This is a genomic window from Mycolicibacterium chengduense, from assembly GCF_033741155.1.
Taxonomy (GTDB): Bacteria; Actinomycetota; Actinomycetes; order Mycobacteriales; family Mycobacteriaceae; genus Mycobacterium.
In genome coordinates this window covers 467,810-485,498 of record NZ_JAWQNH010000004.1, presented here as the reverse complement: position 1 = coordinate 485,498, position 17,689 = coordinate 467,810, and the positions used below count along the sequence as shown (strand labels likewise).

Annotated in this window: 16 protein-coding genes; 7 read left to right on the top strand and 9 right to left on the bottom strand. The window is 64.0% G+C overall.

Going from position 1 to position 17,689, the window contains the following annotated elements:
- Positions 1 to 78: 78 nt before the first annotated feature.
- Positions 79 to 1,683: a class I adenylate-forming enzyme family protein gene (locus tag SBI67_RS17400; RefSeq protein ID WP_318981744.1), complete on the bottom strand. Its 1,605-nt coding sequence runs from the start codon at positions 1,681 to 1,683 to the stop codon at positions 79 to 81.
- A gap of 116 nt (positions 1,684 to 1,799) precedes the next feature.
- Between SBI67_RS17400 and SBI67_RS17395 the strand changes: the two genes are divergently transcribed.
- The 3 genes from SBI67_RS17395 to SBI67_RS17385 all read left to right on the top strand — a co-directional run bounded on the left by SBI67_RS17395 (position 1,800) and on the right by SBI67_RS17385 (position 4,943).
- Positions 1,800 to 2,354: a nuclear transport factor 2 family protein gene (locus SBI67_RS17395; protein WP_318981743.1), complete on the top strand. Its 555-nt coding sequence runs from the start codon at positions 1,800 to 1,802 to the stop codon at positions 2,352 to 2,354.
- 142 nt (positions 2,355 to 2,496) lie between these two features.
- Positions 2,497 to 3,720, top strand: a complete 1,224-nt coding sequence (locus SBI67_RS17390; RefSeq protein ID WP_318981981.1) for a CaiB/BaiF CoA transferase family protein — start codon at positions 2,497 to 2,499, stop codon at positions 3,718 to 3,720.
- The gene (locus tag SBI67_RS17385) at positions 3,717 to 4,943 is read left to right on the top strand and encodes a cytochrome P450 (RefSeq protein ID WP_318981980.1); all 1,227 of its coding nucleotides are present in this window, start codon (positions 3,717 to 3,719) and stop codon (positions 4,941 to 4,943) included. Before SBI67_RS17390 ends, SBI67_RS17385 begins: the two co-directional genes overlap by 4 nt.
- Positions 4,944 to 4,951: 8 nt before the next feature.
- Here the strand turns inward: SBI67_RS17385 and SBI67_RS17380 are convergent, their stop codons facing one another.
- The 8 genes from SBI67_RS17380 to SBI67_RS17345 form a co-directional block, all read right to left on the bottom strand.
- Complete coding sequence (locus SBI67_RS17380; protein ID WP_318981742.1) at positions 4,952 to 5,554, bottom strand: TetR/AcrR family transcriptional regulator; 603 nt, start codon at positions 5,552 to 5,554, stop codon at positions 4,952 to 4,954.
- Positions 5,555 to 5,642: 88 nt separating this feature from the next.
- Positions 5,643 to 6,812 carry a lipid-transfer protein gene (locus SBI67_RS17375; RefSeq protein WP_318981741.1) on the bottom strand — a complete coding sequence of 390 codons (1,170 nt, stop codon included), beginning with the start codon at positions 6,810 to 6,812 and terminating at the stop codon, positions 5,643 to 5,645.
- 31 nt (positions 6,813 to 6,843) lie between these two features.
- The gene (locus tag SBI67_RS17370) at positions 6,844 to 7,293 is read right to left on the bottom strand and encodes a MaoC family dehydratase (protein ID WP_318981740.1); all 450 of its coding nucleotides are present in this window, start codon (positions 7,291 to 7,293) and stop codon (positions 6,844 to 6,846) included.
- Positions 7,290 to 8,402, bottom strand: coding sequence for an acyl-CoA dehydrogenase family protein (locus SBI67_RS17365; RefSeq protein ID WP_318981739.1), 1,113 nt, complete (start codon positions 8,400 to 8,402; stop codon positions 7,290 to 7,292). The genes SBI67_RS17370 and SBI67_RS17365 overlap by 4 nt, the downstream gene beginning before the upstream one ends.
- A 12-nt stretch (positions 8,403 to 8,414) precedes the next feature.
- Positions 8,415 to 8,828, bottom strand: a complete 414-nt coding sequence (locus tag SBI67_RS17360) for a Zn-ribbon domain-containing OB-fold protein (protein ID WP_318981738.1) — start codon at positions 8,826 to 8,828, stop codon at positions 8,415 to 8,417.
- Complete coding sequence (locus SBI67_RS17355) at positions 8,828 to 9,376, bottom strand: FAS1-like dehydratase domain-containing protein (RefSeq protein ID WP_318981737.1); 549 nt, start codon at positions 9,374 to 9,376, stop codon at positions 8,828 to 8,830. Before SBI67_RS17355 ends, SBI67_RS17360 begins: the two co-directional genes overlap by 1 nt.
- Positions 9,373 to 10,578 (bottom strand): acyl-CoA dehydrogenase family protein, encoded by a 1,206-nt coding sequence (locus tag SBI67_RS17350; protein WP_318981736.1) that lies wholly within the window; start codon positions 10,576 to 10,578, stop codon positions 9,373 to 9,375. The genes SBI67_RS17355 and SBI67_RS17350 overlap by 4 nt, the downstream gene beginning before the upstream one ends.
- Before the next feature lies 1 nt (position 10,579).
- Entirely contained in the window at positions 10,580 to 11,752 is a 1,173-nt protein-coding gene (locus SBI67_RS17345; protein ID WP_318981979.1) for a cytochrome P450, read from the bottom strand.
- A gap of 256 nt (positions 11,753 to 12,008) precedes the next feature.
- On the opposite strand from SBI67_RS17345, the gene SBI67_RS17340 reads away from it, so the two are divergent.
- From SBI67_RS17340 to SBI67_RS17325, 4 genes are all read left to right on the top strand, one after another.
- On the top strand, positions 12,009 to 13,469 hold the full coding sequence (locus tag SBI67_RS17340) for an aldehyde dehydrogenase family protein (protein WP_318981735.1): 1,461 nt from the start codon (positions 12,009 to 12,011) through the stop codon (positions 13,467 to 13,469).
- Complete coding sequence (locus tag SBI67_RS17335) at positions 13,466 to 15,856, top strand: CaiB/BaiF CoA transferase family protein (RefSeq protein ID WP_318981734.1); 2,391 nt, start codon at positions 13,466 to 13,468, stop codon at positions 15,854 to 15,856. Before SBI67_RS17340 ends, SBI67_RS17335 begins: the two co-directional genes overlap by 4 nt.
- Before the next feature lie 136 nt (positions 15,857 to 15,992).
- Positions 15,993 to 16,820, top strand: coding sequence for an MlaE family ABC transporter permease (locus SBI67_RS17330; RefSeq protein ID WP_318981733.1), 828 nt, complete (start codon positions 15,993 to 15,995; stop codon positions 16,818 to 16,820).
- Between the two features lie 6 nt (positions 16,821 to 16,826).
- Positions 16,827 to 17,684, top strand: a complete 858-nt coding sequence (locus tag SBI67_RS17325; protein WP_318981732.1) for an MlaE family ABC transporter permease — start codon at positions 16,827 to 16,829, stop codon at positions 17,682 to 17,684.
- Positions 17,685 to 17,689: the final 5 nt, after the last annotated feature.

Sequence of the window (17,689 nt, the reverse complement as noted above, 5' to 3'; positions counted from 1 at the left end):
GTGGCTCCCATCGCGTTGTCGTTGGCTGAGACGGCTGTGCCCTCAGCTGGTCGGAGTTCGGTGGCGGATGGGGCGTGTTCAGAAGGTGGCCACTCGACGTGCCAGATCCTCAGCCAGTGCCGACTTCCTGACCTTTCCGGACGCCGTGAAGGGAAGTTCGGCTTTGTCGACGATCCAGATGTGCTTCGGAACCTTGTATGCGGACAATCTCTTACGGACCTGCGCGCGTAATGCGTCGTCATCGAGCGTGTGGCGGGCGCGTGCGACAACCGCCGCCGCAACCACGGTTCCGTTGTCGCCGTGTGGGATTCCCACCACATAGGCCTCGAGCACGCCTTCGCACGCCATGAGCGCCGCTTCGACTTCGTCCGGCGTGACGTTCGTGCCGCCGCCGGTCTTGATCAGATCGCCCAGTCGGCCGGTGAAGGTGATCCAGCCGTCGGACTGCCGAACTCCGCAATCGCCGGTGCGGTAGAAGCCATCCGCGGTGAAAACGTCCTCGCGTTCCCTCTTGTACAGGCCTTGCATCAGCGAGTAACCCCGCACCCAGATCTCTCCGGAGACACCGTCGGCGACGACTTCGCCCGTCTCGGGATCGGCGATCACATGTTGGAGACCTTCGATGGAGTAGCCCCCGGTTTCGCGACGGCCCGCGGGCTGCGGCAGGTAGGGGTCCACACCGAGGTGATTGCCGCACAACTCGGTCATACCCAAACCGTGCGGACCAAGGGGGCGGCGGTCCTCGGGAACCATCGCGGGCATACTGGTGCGGCGCACCGAGGTGAGATCCGTTCGGCTGAAATCAGGATGGGCGGCCAGGGTTTTGCCTTGCTGCGGCCACCCCAGCACAATAGTGGCGCGATGCCGCTCCATGAGCTCGAGAGCATCGGCGGCGTCGAAGGCCGGCTGCGTGATCAGCGTGGCCCCGTGATGGATCACGGCGTTGAGTCCCGTGATGAACCCGCCGATCCAGAAGAATGGCATCGAAGTGAATACGACAGCGTCCGTGTCGATACCGTAGGGGAAGGTGAGGTTGTACGAATGCCGGATCACCGTGCCCTGGGTATGCACCGGAGCCTTTGGATCGCCCGTGCTGCCCGAGGTGTAGATGAGTGTCGCCCGGTCCGCGGGGGTCACTGTCGATTCCACTGCGATCAGGTGGTCCTCGTCTAGCCGCGTCGCCTCCTCGGACAGACACGTTGCCCACGGCCGGTTGGTGGCGGTGGTGAAGGCAATCGTTCGCAGGCGTGGTGCGCTGCGCAGCGCGAGTGCCGAATCCTTCTGCTGGGCGAGATCCGGCAATGCCTCTTCGAGGCGCCGTACGAAGTCGTGGCTGCGGAACAACGGGTGGGCACAGATCATGGCCAGGTCAGCATGTCTGACCGTCCAAGCCAGCTCCTTGGCCTGATAGAAGGTGTTGAGGGGGACGGCCACCGCGCCGATCCGGGCGATAGCGAACCAGGTCAGCGCCCAGTCGATGCCGTTGGGCATCAGGATGCCGATGTGGCTGCCCTTGTTTACCCCAGTGTCAAGCAGCGCACGCGCCAGACGCGCCGAGCGCCGGTCGAGTTCGGTGTAGGTCAGTGTCTCGCCGGCGCATACCAGGAACGAGGAGTCGCGAAAGCGGGCAGCGCTCGAACGGATCAGAGCCGGAAACGTCGGAGTGATGGACGGGAAGGGCATCGTCACGACCTCGCATCGGGGAACTGCCGTCATGCAAACGGGTGGTCCTGTGCAGGATAGAGGCAATGGCGACGCATGAGAACTAGTATTCTCGTTGTACGCGTATCGTGTCGGAGATGGATCGTTCGATCGAAGACCGGCTCGACCGAATAGAATCGGCAGCGGCGATCGGCCAGCTTCCGGCCAGGTATGCCATGGCGCTCGATGCGCGTGACCTCGATACACTGGTCAATTTGTTCGTCGACGATGTCGATGCAGGTCGGCGGGGCCGTGGTCGGGAAGCGCTCAGGGCCTGGTACGACAGCATCCTCCGCAGGTTCTATCGCAGCATCCACCTGATCTGCGGCCATCAGTTCGATTTCGTCGATGCAGATCACGCCGTCGGATCGGTGTTGTGCCGAGCTGAGCACGAGGATGGCGATGGCTGGTACGTCATCGTGATGCGGTATGAGGACGATTACGAACGTCGCAACGGTCAGTGGTGCTTCGTGCGCCGGCGCGAATATCCCTGGTATTCGGTGGATGTTATCGAGCGACCCGGCCCGGAGTTCTTCCGCTGGCCGCCCGACATCACGCTGCGCGACGCGATGCCGCATCGGATGCCGACGTGGACCTCCTTCTGGCGCGACGGCGACTCGGATGCTCCGAAATGGTTGTCCGCACGTCCCTGACCGGGCCGGAAAATCCCTGACTGTACATCCGTAGCGAAAATTGGCATTCTCTATTACGTAAACTCGCGCTACCGCGCAGAGTTCACGCGACAATCACGGCAGCCGGTACCTCATCGGCGCCGAGGATCCCCGGGAGGATGTCATTTCCGACGACAGAGTTCTCAGCGGCGTACGTGTTCTCGAGGTGGCCGCCTGGACATTCGTCCCCTCCGCAGGCGCAGTTCTCGCCGAATGGGGGGCTGAGGTGATCAAGGTCGAGCCTCGCGAGGGCGGTGATCCGCAGCGCGGCCTGGTCACCATGGGCATCGTTGACCAGGGCAGTCGCGCGGTGAACTACATGATCGAGATCCCGAATCGGGGCAAGAAGTCCGTGGGGGTCGATCTCACGACCCCAGGAGGCCGGGAGGTCGTCCGTCGCCTGGCGGCGTCCTGCGATGTCTTCCTGACCAGCTACCTGCCTGCGCGACGGAGCAAGTTGGGCATCGATCTCGAGGACATCCGCGCGGTTAACCCCGAGGTCGTCTATGTGCGGGGATCGGGCCACGGCCCCAAAGGCCCCGACTCGGACAAGCCGGGATATGACGGTGTGTCGTACTGGGCGCGCGGTGGCATTGCCACGGTTCTGAGCGATGAGGACACCGTCGAGCCAGTTCGGTCGCGCCCGGCCTTCGGTGATCTGCTGGGCGGTATGACGATTGCCGGCGGTATCGCCGCCGCGCTCTACAAGAAGGCTAGGACGGGCAAGGGTTCGGTGGTCGACGTATCACTGCTCGGCCTCGCCGCATGGAACTTGAGCCCTGATATCGCGGTCAGCCAACTACACGGCGGCAGCGCGATTCCGAAATATGGGCATGCCGACGCGCCGAATCCTCTCGTCGGTACGTACAAGACCAGCGACGGCCGATTCGTTCAGCTGATGATGCTGCAACTGGACAAGTTCTACGCCGAAGCGATGACTGCCATCGGGTTGCCCGAGCTGATCTCCGATCCGCGCTTCGCCGATCCGGCCTCGCGCTACCAGAATCGCGGTGAACTGATCTCCGCCCTGGATGCCAGATTTGCCGAAAAGCCGTTGGCGCAATGGCGAGATCAGCTCGCGGGGCTCTCTGGTGCCTGGGGGGTCGTCCAAACGCCCGGGGAGCTGTGCACCGACCCGGCAGTGGCGGCAAACGGCTATGTCGCGCAGACGGAGACGGTCGGAGGCACACCCTTTGTGATCCCGACGAACCCGGTCCAGTTCGACGAACGCCCGGTCGTGCCCCCCGGTGCGCCAGAGCACGGGCAGCACACCGAGGAGGTTTTGATGGACGCGGGAGTCGAGTGGGAGGCCATCGAGAAGTACAAGGAAACGGGGGCGATCTTGTGAACGAGTCGCCCACCACCGTTTCCGAACCCTTGGAGTTCGATCCATTCTCCCGGGATTTCTTCGACGGCGCCTATGACACCTACCGCCGGTTGCGTGACGAGTCTCCGGTGTACTACAGCGCAAAATGGGACTTCTGGGCGCTGACCCGCTACGACGACGTCGCGGCTGGAACCAGGGACCACGAGACGTTTTCTTCCGCCAAGGGCGCCACGCTCGACATGGTGCACGCTCACGACGACGCCATCCCGGTACCGAAGGTGATCATCTCGATGGACCCGCCGGAGCACCAAAAAATGCGCAGACTGGTGAGCAACGTGTTCACCCCGCGGGCGGTCGCGGCGCTGGAGGACATGGTGCGTGAGAAGGTCCACGAACGTCTCGATCTGGTCGATCCTGTGTTGTTTGACGCGGTGGCGGATTTCTCCGCATGGTTCCCGAACGACGTGATCACCACCATGCTCGGGGTTCCGAAGGAGGATCGCGACCAGATTCGCCGCTGGATCGACCTGCTGGTCGAGCGTGAACCGGGGCAAATCGCTACAACCAAAAGGGGTTTCGACGCCTCGGTGCAGACCGGGATGTACTACTACAACCTGGTCCAACAACGCCGCACCGAGCCGCAGGACGATATGATCAGCCGCCTGATCGAAACGGAGATCGAACGCGACGGGCAAATCGAGAAGCTCACCGATGTCGACATCACCGGTTTCGCAACCATGCTCGGCGGCGCAGGGGCAGAAACGGTCACCAAACTGATCGGCAACGCGATGGTGGCGTTCTCCCGGTTCCCGGAGCAGTGGCGGCGATTGCGGGCGGACCGAACCAAGATCCCGGCCGCCGTAGAGGAGCTGCTGCGCTACGAGCCGCCGTCGCAATACCAGGTGCGCACGGCCACCCGTGACGTGACGCTGCACGGCGTGACAATTCCCAAGGACAGCGCGGTCTTGCTCGTCACAGGTTCGGCGACCCGCGACGAGCGGATGTTCGAGAATCCCGACGTCCTCGACATCGACCGCGATCGCAAGATGGGGTTCAACCTCGCCTTCGGTTACGGCATACACAGTTGTCTGGGTGCAGCCTTGGCACGAATGGAGGGCCGAATCGCCATCGACGCGCTACTAGATCTGCTCCCCGAGTTCGAGGTGGAATACGAAGGGCTGCGCAGGGTGGCCATGTCAAACGTGGCCGGATACTCGAACGTACCGGTTCGGCGAATCGGCTGAGGCAGAGCTCAGCGGCGGCGGCCGAGGTCGTCGACGAAGCCGCGGACCGCATAGGCGCGTGCGAAAGCCGCCACGGCGGGCTCGTCGGCGATCTCGAAATGTGGCGACGGAGTGGTGAACAGCGAGAACAACATTCGCGCAAACCATTCCGTCGCCGAGCGCAGGTCGAGATCTTGACGTACCTCACCAGTTACCCGAGCGGCCGCGAAGTAGGGTGCCAGGAAGTCCGCGCACTCCTTGAGCAGGTGCGCCGCGTTCTTCGTCATCATCACGTTGACCGTTTCGTCGTCGAAGTAGATCTCCGGCTCGATCATTCGGCGTGCCTGGGTGACGAAGACCGCCATTGCTGTCAAGCGGTCCTCCAAAGAGCTGCCGCCTGTGCGGTCGACTGCCTTGGCCATGTTGCGATAAAAGAGTTGGGAGGCCAGTTCCGCGCACGCCTGAACGACAGCGTCCTTGTCGCGGAAGTACTCGTAGACCGTGCTACGAGACACCTCAGCCGCGCGTGCGATGTCGACCATCGTTGTCTTGCGTAGACTCTGGGTGCGGAAGCACCGAAACGCCGCGAGCAGGATCGCCTCGCGGGTGTCGGTCGTCATCGCCTGGCTCATGCCGCCCCTCCCTGAGAGCTCGAACCGCCTGAACAACGTCCACCTGTGGGTGAGGTGACAATAGCGCGAGCATCGCTGGTCACCGATGTCAGCGGTCGGGGGAGAGAATCAAACCGCTGGTCGGCACTCCGGTTCCCGAAGTCACCAGGACGTGCTCGACGTCCTCGACCTGGTTGTACGAGGTGCCGCGCACCTGGCGAACACCCTCGGTGATGCCGTTCATTCCGTGAATGTATGCCTCGCCGAGGAGCCCACCGTTCGTGTTGATGGGCAAGCGGCCCCCTATCGAAAGATCCTCCACGGTGACGAAATCCTTGGCCTCGCCACGACCGCAAAAGCCCAGCTCCTCCAACTGCGTGAAGACGAACGGAGTGAAGTGGTCGTACAGGAATGCCGTCGAGATGTCGGCGGGTTTGAGACCCGAGTTGCCCCACAGTTTGTCCCCGACCACACCCATCTCCGGCAGCCCGGTGATGTCGTCGCGGTAGTAGCTCGTCATCACCTCCCCGTCGTAGGCGGCACCCTGAGCCGCGGCGGTGATGACCGCCGGCGGATGAGGAAGAGCCCGGGCCCGCTCAACGCTGGTAATCACCATCGCAACCCCGCCGTCACTCTCTTGGCAGCAGTCCAGAAGGCGTAACACGGGGTCGATGATCCAGCGCGACTGCTGATGCTGTTCCAGTGTGATCGGTTTGCCATAGAACCAGGCATCGGGGTTGTTGGCCGCGTGCTTGCGGTCGATCACCGAGATCTTGCCGAAGTCGGCGTTGGTCACACCGTATGTGCTCATGTAGCGCTGGGCGTGCAGCGCAACCCAGGCAGCCGGCGTCATGAACCCGAACGGTGCGTACGGAGCCATCCACAGCGGCGTGACACCGGGCTGACGTCCGGCCCCGCCGAAGCGGAAGCCGGAGCGCTCGTTGAACGCGCGGTAGCAGACCACGGCCTCGGCCACACCGGTCGCGACAGCCATCGCCGCCTGCATGACGGTGCCCGCCGCTGCGCCGCCCCCGTGTGGAACCCGGGTGAAGAAGTCCAGATTCTGGATGCCGACGTTGCGGGCGACCTCGATCTCTTCGTTCTCGTCGACGGTGAACGTCACCATGCCGTCGATGTCCGAGGGGGTCAGGCCGGCGTCGAGGATGGCGGCCTTGACCGCCTCGCACGCGAGTTGCATCTCTGTACGGCCGGACTCCTTGGAGAACTCCGTCTGCCCGATCCCGACGAGAGCGGCCCGCCCTCCGATACCGTCGCGCATCAACGCTCCTCACCCGTCGCGCGTGACTCGGTCACGCGGGCAGTCCGTCCAGCAGGCTCAGCACTGCCGTACCGCTCACGTGGTTGCCCAAGCTGTTCTCGCCGGTGAACGTCACTTCGATCAGACCTTCCCCGTCGCCCAGCGACTTGTCGGTCACCGTGCCGCGAAAGCGCAGCGGATCGTTGGGATACGCCGGAACCCCGAGGCGGATGGAGAGTTTCTTAATCATGGCTTCGGGTCCCGCCCAGTCATGCAGGAACTTCGTGCACAGACCGTTGGTGGTCAGGATGTTGAGGAAAATGTCTTTGGAGCCCTGCGAATTGGCGAAATCGCGATCGTGATGGACCGGCATGTAGTCGCGCGAGGCGATGGCTCCGGCAACGATCAAGGTGGTGGTCACCGGCACGTCCATCGGCGTGACCTCACTGCCGACCTCGATGGCGTCCCAGGCCAGAGTCGTCGGTTTGAGAGTCGTGGTCATGCGGTGAATCCTTCCGAGTAGGCGCTGCCCATACGGGCCAACTGTTGTGATGCCGAGCCCAGTGTCAGTTCGATCTGCTTGGCCCACAGGAAATATCGAGACAACGGATAGGTGATGTCGATACCCATGCCGCCGTGTACCTGCTGCGCGGAGGCGACGACACGGGCCCCGGCCTCTGCGGCCCAGAACTTGGCGATGCCGGCGGCGCGGTCCGCCGGGCGTCCTTCGGCGATCAACCAGGCGCTGTACCAGGTGGTCCATCGGATGGCTTCCACGTCGATGAATGCGTCGGCGAGCCGCTGCTGCACCGCTTGGAACGAACCGATGGGGCGGCCGAACTGTTCGCGCTGGGAGGTGTAGCTGGCGGCGAGTCCGAGGGCGCGCTCCGTGACACCCGCCTGCTGGGCGCACAACCCGACGAGTGCTCTCGCATACAGCGCAGCAACGACGTCACCGACGATGTCGACGGTCAGACGACGTGCGCGTGCACCGGCCAAGGCGATATCGGCATAGGGTTCGCCGTTCGTCGTCGCGACGGGTGTGATCTCGACACCCGTGTCGGAGGTCTCCACGACGAACAGGCCGGGGCCGTCCTCGGCGGCAGCGGAGACCACGAGCGCTTCGGCCAGTTGCGCCGCAGGAACCAATTCCTTTGCGCCGTCCAGACGCCAGGCGTCACCATCGGCGGTGGCCGTTGTACGGGGTGTGGTGGGGTCGGAGTGACCCGGCTCCGCGAGTGCGGCCGACAGGAGGGTGGTCCCCTCGACCACTCCGGGCAGGTAGCGCTGCTGGAGCTCGGAATCTCCGTGGCGGGCAAGGGTATCGGCGCCGAGCAGCAGTGTCGCGTACACGGGGACCGGTGCGACGCTGTAGCCCACCTCGCTGAGCAGAACGCACAGTTCGAGGAACCCGCCTGCGCTTCCGCCGAATTCCTCGGGAAGTGCGATGCCGAGTAGATCTGCCGAGGCGAGTTCGCGCCAGAGATCAGCGTCGTATCGTAGTCCGCTCGTCTCGAGGTCTGACAGATGTTCTGGGGTCGCGCGGTGTTCGAACAGTTGGCGGGCGACCTTGCCGACCGTTTCCTGATCGTCAGAAAAGGTGAAATCCATTGTCACTCCATGTCATGTTGCGGGCCGGAACTGGTGCAGTGTCAGTTCGTCACCGCTGGGCAGAGCAGAGAACGTCTCGTAGTACACCTCGACAGGCATCCCGACTTCGATACGGTCGGGTTCGATACCGGTCAGGTTGCTGACGAGGCGCACACTTTCTTCGAGTTCGATAAGCGCGACCACGTAGGGGTATTCGAGGAACGGCAGTGGTGGATACTGTGGCATCACAAAGCTGTAGACCGTGCCGCGTCCGGTCGAGATCACATAATCCCAATCGAGCGATTGGCATCGACCACACATCGGTCGGGGTGGCACGCGTAAAGTACTGCAGCTGGTGCAGCGCTGAATTCGTAATTCGCCGTCCTTGAGGCCGGACCAGAAGAATTCGGTGTCCGGGCTGATCGACGGTGCGAGTCGGGAGCTCATCAGCGTGCCGACTTGAAGCGCAGTGTGCGGAACCTCTGCTTGCCGATGACCTCGCCGTTTTGATCGCGATATGTGGTGATCCACGTGACGAAGAAGCCGTTGCCCATGGCTGTTTTCTTTTCGTCGGAGATGGTTTCGTAGACCGTCTCCGCGGTGATCTCGTCACCGACTCGCGGGTAGCGTTCGATCTCGAACTCCGAGTTGGTGGCCACGGTGCCGGTGTAGCCCGCATCCATCAGGAACTGCAGCGGGTTCGACTTGATCTCTATGGGCACCCCACCACGTTCGTGGATGCCCTCGAGCTTGGGCGGCGCCATGGTCCAGGACTGGAGCATTACCGGCGGTGACACGATGGCCCCGAAACGGGAATTCGCCGCGAATTCCGGGTCCAGATAGGCGGGGTTCATATCGCTGAGTGCATAGGCCCAGTGTCGGATCATCGCGGTGTTCACCGGGTCCGGTGCCGCGGCAGGCTGCCCGGGACCGACTGGCTGTCCGATGAGCGCGTCGAGTCGTTGACGAATCTCCGACGGGTCGAGATCGGTCATGCTGCGGGTCCTTTCGCGGGTGCGGTGGATCGGACGTCACGGGGTGCCCGTGGCATCCCGAGGCCGGCCATTGCGATGATGTCGCGCTGGAGTTCATTGGCTCCACCGCCGAATGTGTTGATCACTGCCAGCCGATACGCGCTTTCGAGTTCGCCCTTCAGCGGTGCGTCGGCACCCTTGCGGGTACCGGCCTGGCCCAGGACGTCGAGGAGTTCGCGGGCGACCTTCTGGGTGAGCTCCGTCCCGAAAACCTTGGCCGCGGAAGCCTCACCCATCGCCAATGCCGACGACCCCATGTTGGCATTTACCCGCAGGTTCAGCAGCCGGTAGGCAGCCACCTGCGCTTCCACCCGCGCCAACGCCTGCTGCACCCACGGCTGGTCGATTACGGTGCCATCGTCCAGCGGCGTCGTTCTGGCCCACGCCAACGTCTTCTGGAACAGCGGCTCGAGCGCCCCCAGATTGCCCAATGCGGCGCGCTCCAGATTGAGCTGGTTGGTAACCAACTTCCAGCCTTCGTTCTCGCCCAGTACGATTGCGCTTTCGTGGACCCGGACGTCATCGTAGAACGTGTAGTAGGTCGACACGCCCGGCATGGTGGGCAGCGGCTTCCACGAGAAGCCCGGGGAGTCGGTCGGCACGATGAAGACGGTGATTCCCTTGTGCTTCTTTGCTTCTGGGTCGGTACGCGCGGCAAGCCAGACGTAATCGGCGAACTCGGCGCCGCTGGTCCACATTTTGGCGCCGTTGATGACGAAGTAGTCTCCGTCGCGTACCGCGGTGGTCCGCAACGCGGCGAGATCGCTACCGGCGCCAGGCTCGGAGTAACCGATGGCGAATTCGATTGTGCCCTTGAGGATCTTCGGGAGGAAGGCCTCCTTCTGCTCCTGGGTGCCGTATTCGATCAACGTCGGACCGACGGTGTTCAGTGTGATCATCGGCAGGGGCGCGTTCACGCGTCGCGCTTCTTCGCCGAAGATGTATTGTTCGAGTGCTGAAAGACCATGCCCGCCAAACTCTTTCGGCCATGCAACCCCCAGCAGACCGGCATCACCGAGTGCCTGCCGGCACTCACGGACTGCCGGACCGCCCTCGGCAAGGCCCGCCACCGCTGCGCGACGTTCCGGAGTCATGACCGCTTCGAGACGTTCGCGGTAGTCTTTGCGGAGCTGCTCCTGCTCGGCCGAATAATCGAAATCCATGTCAGACACTCACTCCCAGTCGAACGGGCATACGTTTGACGCCGGGCACCATCGTGGCGCGCAATCGGCTCACATCGCCGGTGAGCTCCATCGTCGGGTAGGCCCCCAATAGGACCTCGAACATCACCCGTGCTTCCATCCGGGCCAGTTGAGCGCCCAGGCAAGCGTGCTCACCCGCACCGAAGGCGATGTGCGGATTGGGATTTCGCGTGATATCGAAGACCTCGCTGCTAGGACCGAAGACATCCTCATCCCGATTCGCCGAGCCATAGAGCATGACCACTTTCTCGCCGGCACTGATCTTTTGGCCGCGGATCTCGACGTCTTCGGTGGCGCAGCGCGCCATGTGCGTGACCGGGCTCGTGAAGCGAAGCATCTCCTCGACCGCGCACGGCAGCAGGGACGGATCGGAACGAAGCAGTTCGAACTGGTCAGGATGTTGTAGGAGCGCCAGCGTCCCGAGGGCAATCAGGTTGCGGGTCGTCTCGTTGCCTGCGACCAGGAGCAGGAAGGAGAAGTTCAGAAGGTCCTCGTCGGTCAGCCGTTCACCGTCCACCTCCGCGGCGGCGAGAATGCTGAGCAGATCCTCGTCGTCGGTGACCTTTCCCGAACGGCGTGCGGTGATCAGCGCCATGAAGTACTCGTACAACTCCGCCATCGCGGCCAGTGGCTCCATTTCGATGTCCGGGTCGTCACCCCCGACCGCGGCATCCGACCAAACACGGAACTGCTCCCAGTCCTCCGGCGGTGCTCCCAGCATGTCGGCGATCATCCGGGTGGGCAGTGGCGCAGCGATCTCCTCGGCGAATTCGTATTCCCGAGAGGGGTCGATATCGTCGAGAATGCCCTTGACAATGTCTCTGACCTTGGGTTCCAGCAACGCCACCTGGCGTCGGGTGAAACCCGAGTTGATCAGCTTGCGCAACTGCCTGTGTCGCGGCGGGTCCGTGAAGATGAGGTTGCCCTCCTGGACCATCTCTCCGCGCTCCGGGTCGGGGATGATGATCCCCTTGGCCGAGGAGAACAGCATTGGGCGGCCCGACACCTGGCGGACGTCTTCGTACTTCAGCAGCGCCCAGAACTCGGTGGTCTCGTTCCAGACGATCGGGGTCTGCTCCCGCAGCTGACGGTAGGCGGGGTAGGGATCGCCTGCGTAGAAGTCGGGTGAATGCAGGGGCACTTCGCTGGTGGGGCGCACTGGAGGCCTTCCTCGCCGATGGCATCAGACATAACCGGGCTGAATGTCCGACTAAAGATGTGTACAGCACACATCAAGTGGCTGTCAACGAACCTAAAACCCCAGTTAATTCGCCCAGACGTTGACCGGGGTTGGCATGCGGGTGTACACACGACGGTCAGATGTAGGAATATGATCTACGACACTCTGCGCTTGTCCGCAGTTACCGACTCCAGCACGGAGGTGCCCTCTGATGGCCGGCCCACAATCGCTTGTCGACGACTACGCCGCCTATATCAACGGGACGTGGGTGGCACCCGATGCCGGTCGCTACGACGTCACCGACCCGTCGACGGAGCGGACCCTCGCCTCAGCGCCCGACTCCGGAGTTGCCCAGGTCGGCGACGCGGTGGCCGCGGCCAGAGTTGCGTTCGATAGCGGTCCGTGGCCGCGACTCGATCCGGCGGAGCGCGCACGTTGCCTGCAGCAGCTCAGTACGGCGCTGCTGGCCCGCGGCGACGATATCTACGCCCTCGCACAGGCGGAATGGGGGTGTACGGCAAACGAGCGGCTGATCCACGTAGAGGGTCCCGCGATCATGATGGGCCGGGCTGCCGAGCTCGCAACCGAACCCGCTGAAGCACCCATGGACGCGTGGGGGGCAGCCGGCCGGACGATGCTGCGCTACGAGCCACTCGGTGTGGTCGCCGCGCTGACCCCGTGGAATTTCCCGCACACCCTCAATGTGATGAAGCTGGGAGCGGCACTGGCCGCGGGCAACACCGTCGTGCTCAAGCCGTCACCACTCACCCCGCTGGCCGGGCTGGCGCTGGCGCGTCTCATCGACGAGGAGACGGACATCCCGCCCGGTGTCGTTAACGTCGTCACGCCGTCGAGCGTCGAGGCCAGCCGGGCACTGACCGTCGATCCGCGCGTCGACATGGTCAGCTTCACCGGTAGCACCGCGGTCGGCAGGGATGTGATGGCCGCGGCAGCGGCCACGATGAAACGCATCCTGCTGGAATGCGGCGGCAAGTCGGCGAGCATTCTCGTCGAGGATGTCGATCTCAATGATGAACTGCTGCAACGTATTCTGTTGGAGGGTTGCACTTTGCACGCGGGGCAGGCCTGTATTCTCAACAGCCGGCTGCTGGTTCCCGACGCACTGTACGACGACGTCGTCGCCGGTCTGGCGGAAGCTGCGCGCGCGGTGGTGGTCGGCAATCCCGCGGACCCGCTGGTGGAAATGGGTCCCCTCATCAGCAGTGCGCACCTGAACCGGGTGGAGAGCCACGTCCATCGAGCCGAACGCGAAGGCGCGACGGTCATCGCAGGCGGGCGGCGCGCCAAAGAGCATGCGACGGGCCACTTCTTCGAACCCACGATCCTGGCCGACGTCACACCCGACTGCTTCATCGCCCAGGAAGAGGTGTTCGGACCGGTGCTTACCGTGCTGCGCTATCGCGGCGATGCCCAGGCCGTCGAGATCGCCAACGACTCCAGCTACGGTCTCGGCGGAGCGGTCTGGGGAGGCGACGTCGACCGTGCAGTGCAGGTCGCCCGCGGGCTGCGGACCGGCCAGGTCTCCATCAACGGCACCATCCCCGGTGACGCCCCGTTCGGCGGGTTCAAACAAAGTGGCATCGGGCGCGAGGGCGGCGTGATGGGGCTGCGGTCCTACATGGAGCCCAAGGCGATCGGTGTCCCCGCATGACCGGTCCGCTGGACGGCCTGCGCGTGGTCGAGGTCGCCACCGAGGTTGACGGTCCGTACTGCACCAAGCTGCTCGTCGACCTCGGCGCCGATGTGGTCAAGGTCGAAGCCCCGTCGGGTGATCCGATGCGAGGATGGGCGCCGTTCGTCGAGACGGCCGACGGAGTCCGGAACAGTGGAGTGTTCGAGTACCTCAATGCCGGCAAACACCCGTACACCGTGGATCTTGAACATGACTCGGCCGCAGACGATCTCCGCGCAGTTATCGCCGGCGCCGACCTGCTCGTCGAGAACCTCGGCTCGCAACGCACAGCCTGGCAGCTGGACTCGGCTGCCTTACAGGCGGTCAACCCCGGTCTCGTCGTCGTCCGAATCTCCGACTTCGGTACCGAGGGGCCGCTACGCGACCGGGAGACGACCGCGCTGACGCTGCAGGCTGCCGCAGGGTGGGTCAATCAGCGGGAATTCGACCGTGCCCCGGTGCAAGCCGGTGCCCGCATTCCCGAATACATCACGGGGGCGTACGCAGCACTCGGTGGACTCACCGCGCTGCGAGTGGCGCGTGGATCCGCGCGTCCGGTGGAAGTCGACGTCTCCGCATTCGAAGCCTTGTTGTCGACGCTGCCGTATCCCATGCTGCTCGCCGAGCGACTCAAGAGTATGGGCCTGCCGCCCAATTCGAAGGCCGGACCGATGCTCGGCATCGTTAGCGCCGCCGACGGCTGGATCGGCATCAACTGCCTGACCGGCCAGCACTGGCTTGATGTCTGCGCCATGATGGGCTTGCCAGACTTCGAGGAGCACCAGCTCTCGATCATGCTCGGAGGGCCGGAGCGCGAGGAGTTCTTCGCAAAAGCGCAGCCGTGGCTGGATGCGATGTCAGTGGCCGACATCGTCGACTTGAGCCAGGCCATGCGAATCCCCGCCGCGCCGGTTACCGATGGCGCAACGATCCTCGACTGCCCGCAGTATGCGGAGCGTGGATTCTTTCTCACGGGGTGCGCCGAGGCGGCAGCCGGCGCGATGGTGCGGCCCGGGGCGCCCTTCAGGTTGTCTCGGACCCCCGTCGGCCCATCACGGCCCGCGCCGACACTGGGCGACACCACCCCGGTAGCATGGCCGACGCGTCAAGCGCCCTTCTCCGCTGCACCAGCCGCGTCGGTCGACCTGCCCTTCGACGGACTTAAAGTGTTCGATCTCAGCACATTTTGGGCGGGCGCCTACCTGACGTGTTATCTCGGCGGCCTCGGTGCAGATGTGGTGAAACTCGAATCCATCCAGCGCCCCGATGGACACCGCTATTCAGGCGCGCTTCTGCGCGAGGGTGACGACTGGTATGAGCGCGGTCCGCTCTGGCAGGGGACGAATCTCAACAAGCGCGACCTGACTCTCGACCTGTCGACAGAGGAGGGCGGGCGTATAGCTCTGCAACTCGCGGCAGAGGCCGACGTGATCGTCGAGAATTTCTCACCGCGCGTGGTCGAACAGTTCGGTCTGGACTACAACTCGGTCACAGCGGTCAACCCCGACGTGATCATGGTTCGCATGCCAGGTTTCGGACTCGAGGGGCCCTGGCGCGATTTCGTCGGCTGGGCGCTCAACATCGAACAACTGTCCGGAATGGCGGCCGTAACCGGCTATCCCGACGGGCCGCCGTGCAGCCTGCAGGGTCCGGCAGATCCCATCGCGGGCGTACACGCCGCGGTGGCCCTGCTCGCCGCCCTCGAACACCGCGGCCGTACGGGCGAGGGGCAGCTCATCGAGGTCGCCCAGATCGAGGTGGGCGCAGCGGCGGCGGCCCAGCCGGTAATCGAATACTCGGTGACCGGTCAGGTCAGCCCGCGAGAAGGCAACCGCCACCGTATCTACGCGCAGGGGGTCTATCCGAGCGCGGTGTCCGACGAGTGGGTCGCCGTCAGCGTCCGCCACGACGGTGATTGGGCCGCGGTGTGCGACATCATCGGCCGACCGGAGCTGCGCGACGACCCCCGATTCATCGATGCCGACGCACGCCGACGTCACCACGAGGAGTTCGATGCCGTCCTGGGGTCGTGGCTTGGTACCGTGCGGCCCGACGAGGCCGCTGATGCACTCTCGGCGCGGGGAGTCCCGGGGGAGTGGCTGATGACAGCGGATCGCATGTACACCGTCGAGCAGCTCGATGCCCGCGGGTTCTATGACGACATCACTCACCCGATCACCGGTACACATCGCTACCCCGGCTGGCCGTTTCGTATCAGCCCGGGTCCCACCCGGCACCATCGAACGCCACCACCCACACTCGGACAGCACAACGCCGAGGTGCTGGGTTCGCTGGGCCTGTCGGCAGGCGATATCGCGGAACTCGAGGAACGGGCGGTCATCGGACATAAGATCTTGAACGCCTGAGCCATTCGGGATCACGCGCCAATGGGCGTGCTATAGGCTCACGGGGGGTCGGTGGAAACGATAATTTGCGGAATCGAGAAGGAATTGTTCTCACACCGAGCCTTTGACCCGTGCTTGGGCACGAGAGGTGGTTCCCATGGCTGAGCGGATAGCCGCACCGGCAAAGGGACCGGACCGCTGGTCGACCGGTCTGTCGCTGCCGGGAGGTCTCTCTACTGCCATGCAGGCGGTCGGCGGCTTCTTCGCGATGGCACTCGACGCGGTGCTCTTCCTCTTCCGGCGGCCGTTCCAGTGGCGGGAGTTCCTGGAGCAGTCGTGGTTCGTGGCGCGGGTATCGATGGCGCCGACGCTGTTGGTGGCGATCCCTTTCACGACATTGGTGTCGTTCATCCTGAACATCCTGCTGCGAGAGTTGGGCGCCGCGGATTTGTCGGGGGCTGGTGCGGCGTTTGGCGCGGTGACGCAGTTGGGGCCGTTGGTGACGGTGCTGATCGTGGCCGGAGCCGGGGCCACTGCGATGTGTGCCGATCTCGGATCACGCACGATCCGCGAGGAGATCGACGCGATGGAGGTGCTGGGCATCAACCCGGTGCAGCGACTGGTGACACCACGGATGCTGGCCTCGGGCCTGGTGGCGTTGCTGCTCAACAGTCTTGTGGTGACCATCGGGATCGTCGGCGGCTATGTATTCTCGGTGTTCGTCCAGGACGTCAACCCCGGGGCGTTCGCGGCGGGGATCACCTTGCTGACCGGGGTGCCCGAAGTGATCATCTCCTGCATCAAGGCAGCGCTATTCGGCCTCATCGCCGGTCTGGTGGCATGCTACCGGGGCCTGACCATCACCGGCGGCGGGGCCAAGGCGGTGGGCAACGCGGTCAACGAAACGGTCGTGTACGCGTTCATGGCCTTGTTCGTGATCAACGTGGTGGTCACCGCCATCGGCATCCGGATGTCGGCGAAGTAGTCGGTCATGAGTACAGCAGCAGTGTTGCGGTCGCGCTTCCCCCGGCTTGTACGTTATGCCCGGCGCCCGATCGACGGGCTGGCCGGGCTGGGGGATCACCTTTTGTTCTACGGCCGTGCGTTGCGCGGGGTGCCTTATGCGGCAGCGCATTTCCGTAAGGAGTGGATCCGGCTTATCGCCGAGATCTCCATGGGCGCGGGGACGTTGGCGATGATCGGCGGCACCGTGGTGATCGTGGGGTTCTTGACCCTGGCCACCGGGGGTGTGCTGGCCATCCAGGGATACAGCTCCCTGGGCAACATCGGTATCGAGGCGCTGACGGGATTCCTGTCGGCGTTCATCAATGTGCGGATCGCGGCACCGGTGGTGGCCGGCATCGGATTGGCCGCCACGTTCGGTGCCGGGGTCACCGCTCAGCTGGGGGCGATGCGGATCAACGAGGAGATCGACGCCTTGGAGTCGATGGGGATCCCGCCGGTGCCGTATCTGGTTTCGACACGGATCGCGGCGGGCATGGTGGCCGTCACCCCGCTGTACGCCATCGCGGTCATCTTGTCCTTCGTGGCCAGCCAGTTCACCACGACATTCCTGCTCGGCCAGTCCAGCGGGTTGTACGCCCACTACTTTGACACCTTCTTGAATCCGATCGACCTGCTGTGGTCCTTCCTGCAGGCGGTTTTGATGGCGCTGGCGATTCTTTTGGTGCACACCTATTTCGGGTACTTTGCCTCGGGTGGCCCGTCCGGTGTGGGTGTCGCAGTCGGCAACGCGGTACGCACCTCGCTGATCGTGGTGGTATCGGTGACGCTGCTCGTATCGTTGTCGGTGTACGGCTCCAACGGCAACTTCAACCTCTCCGGATAATCGGC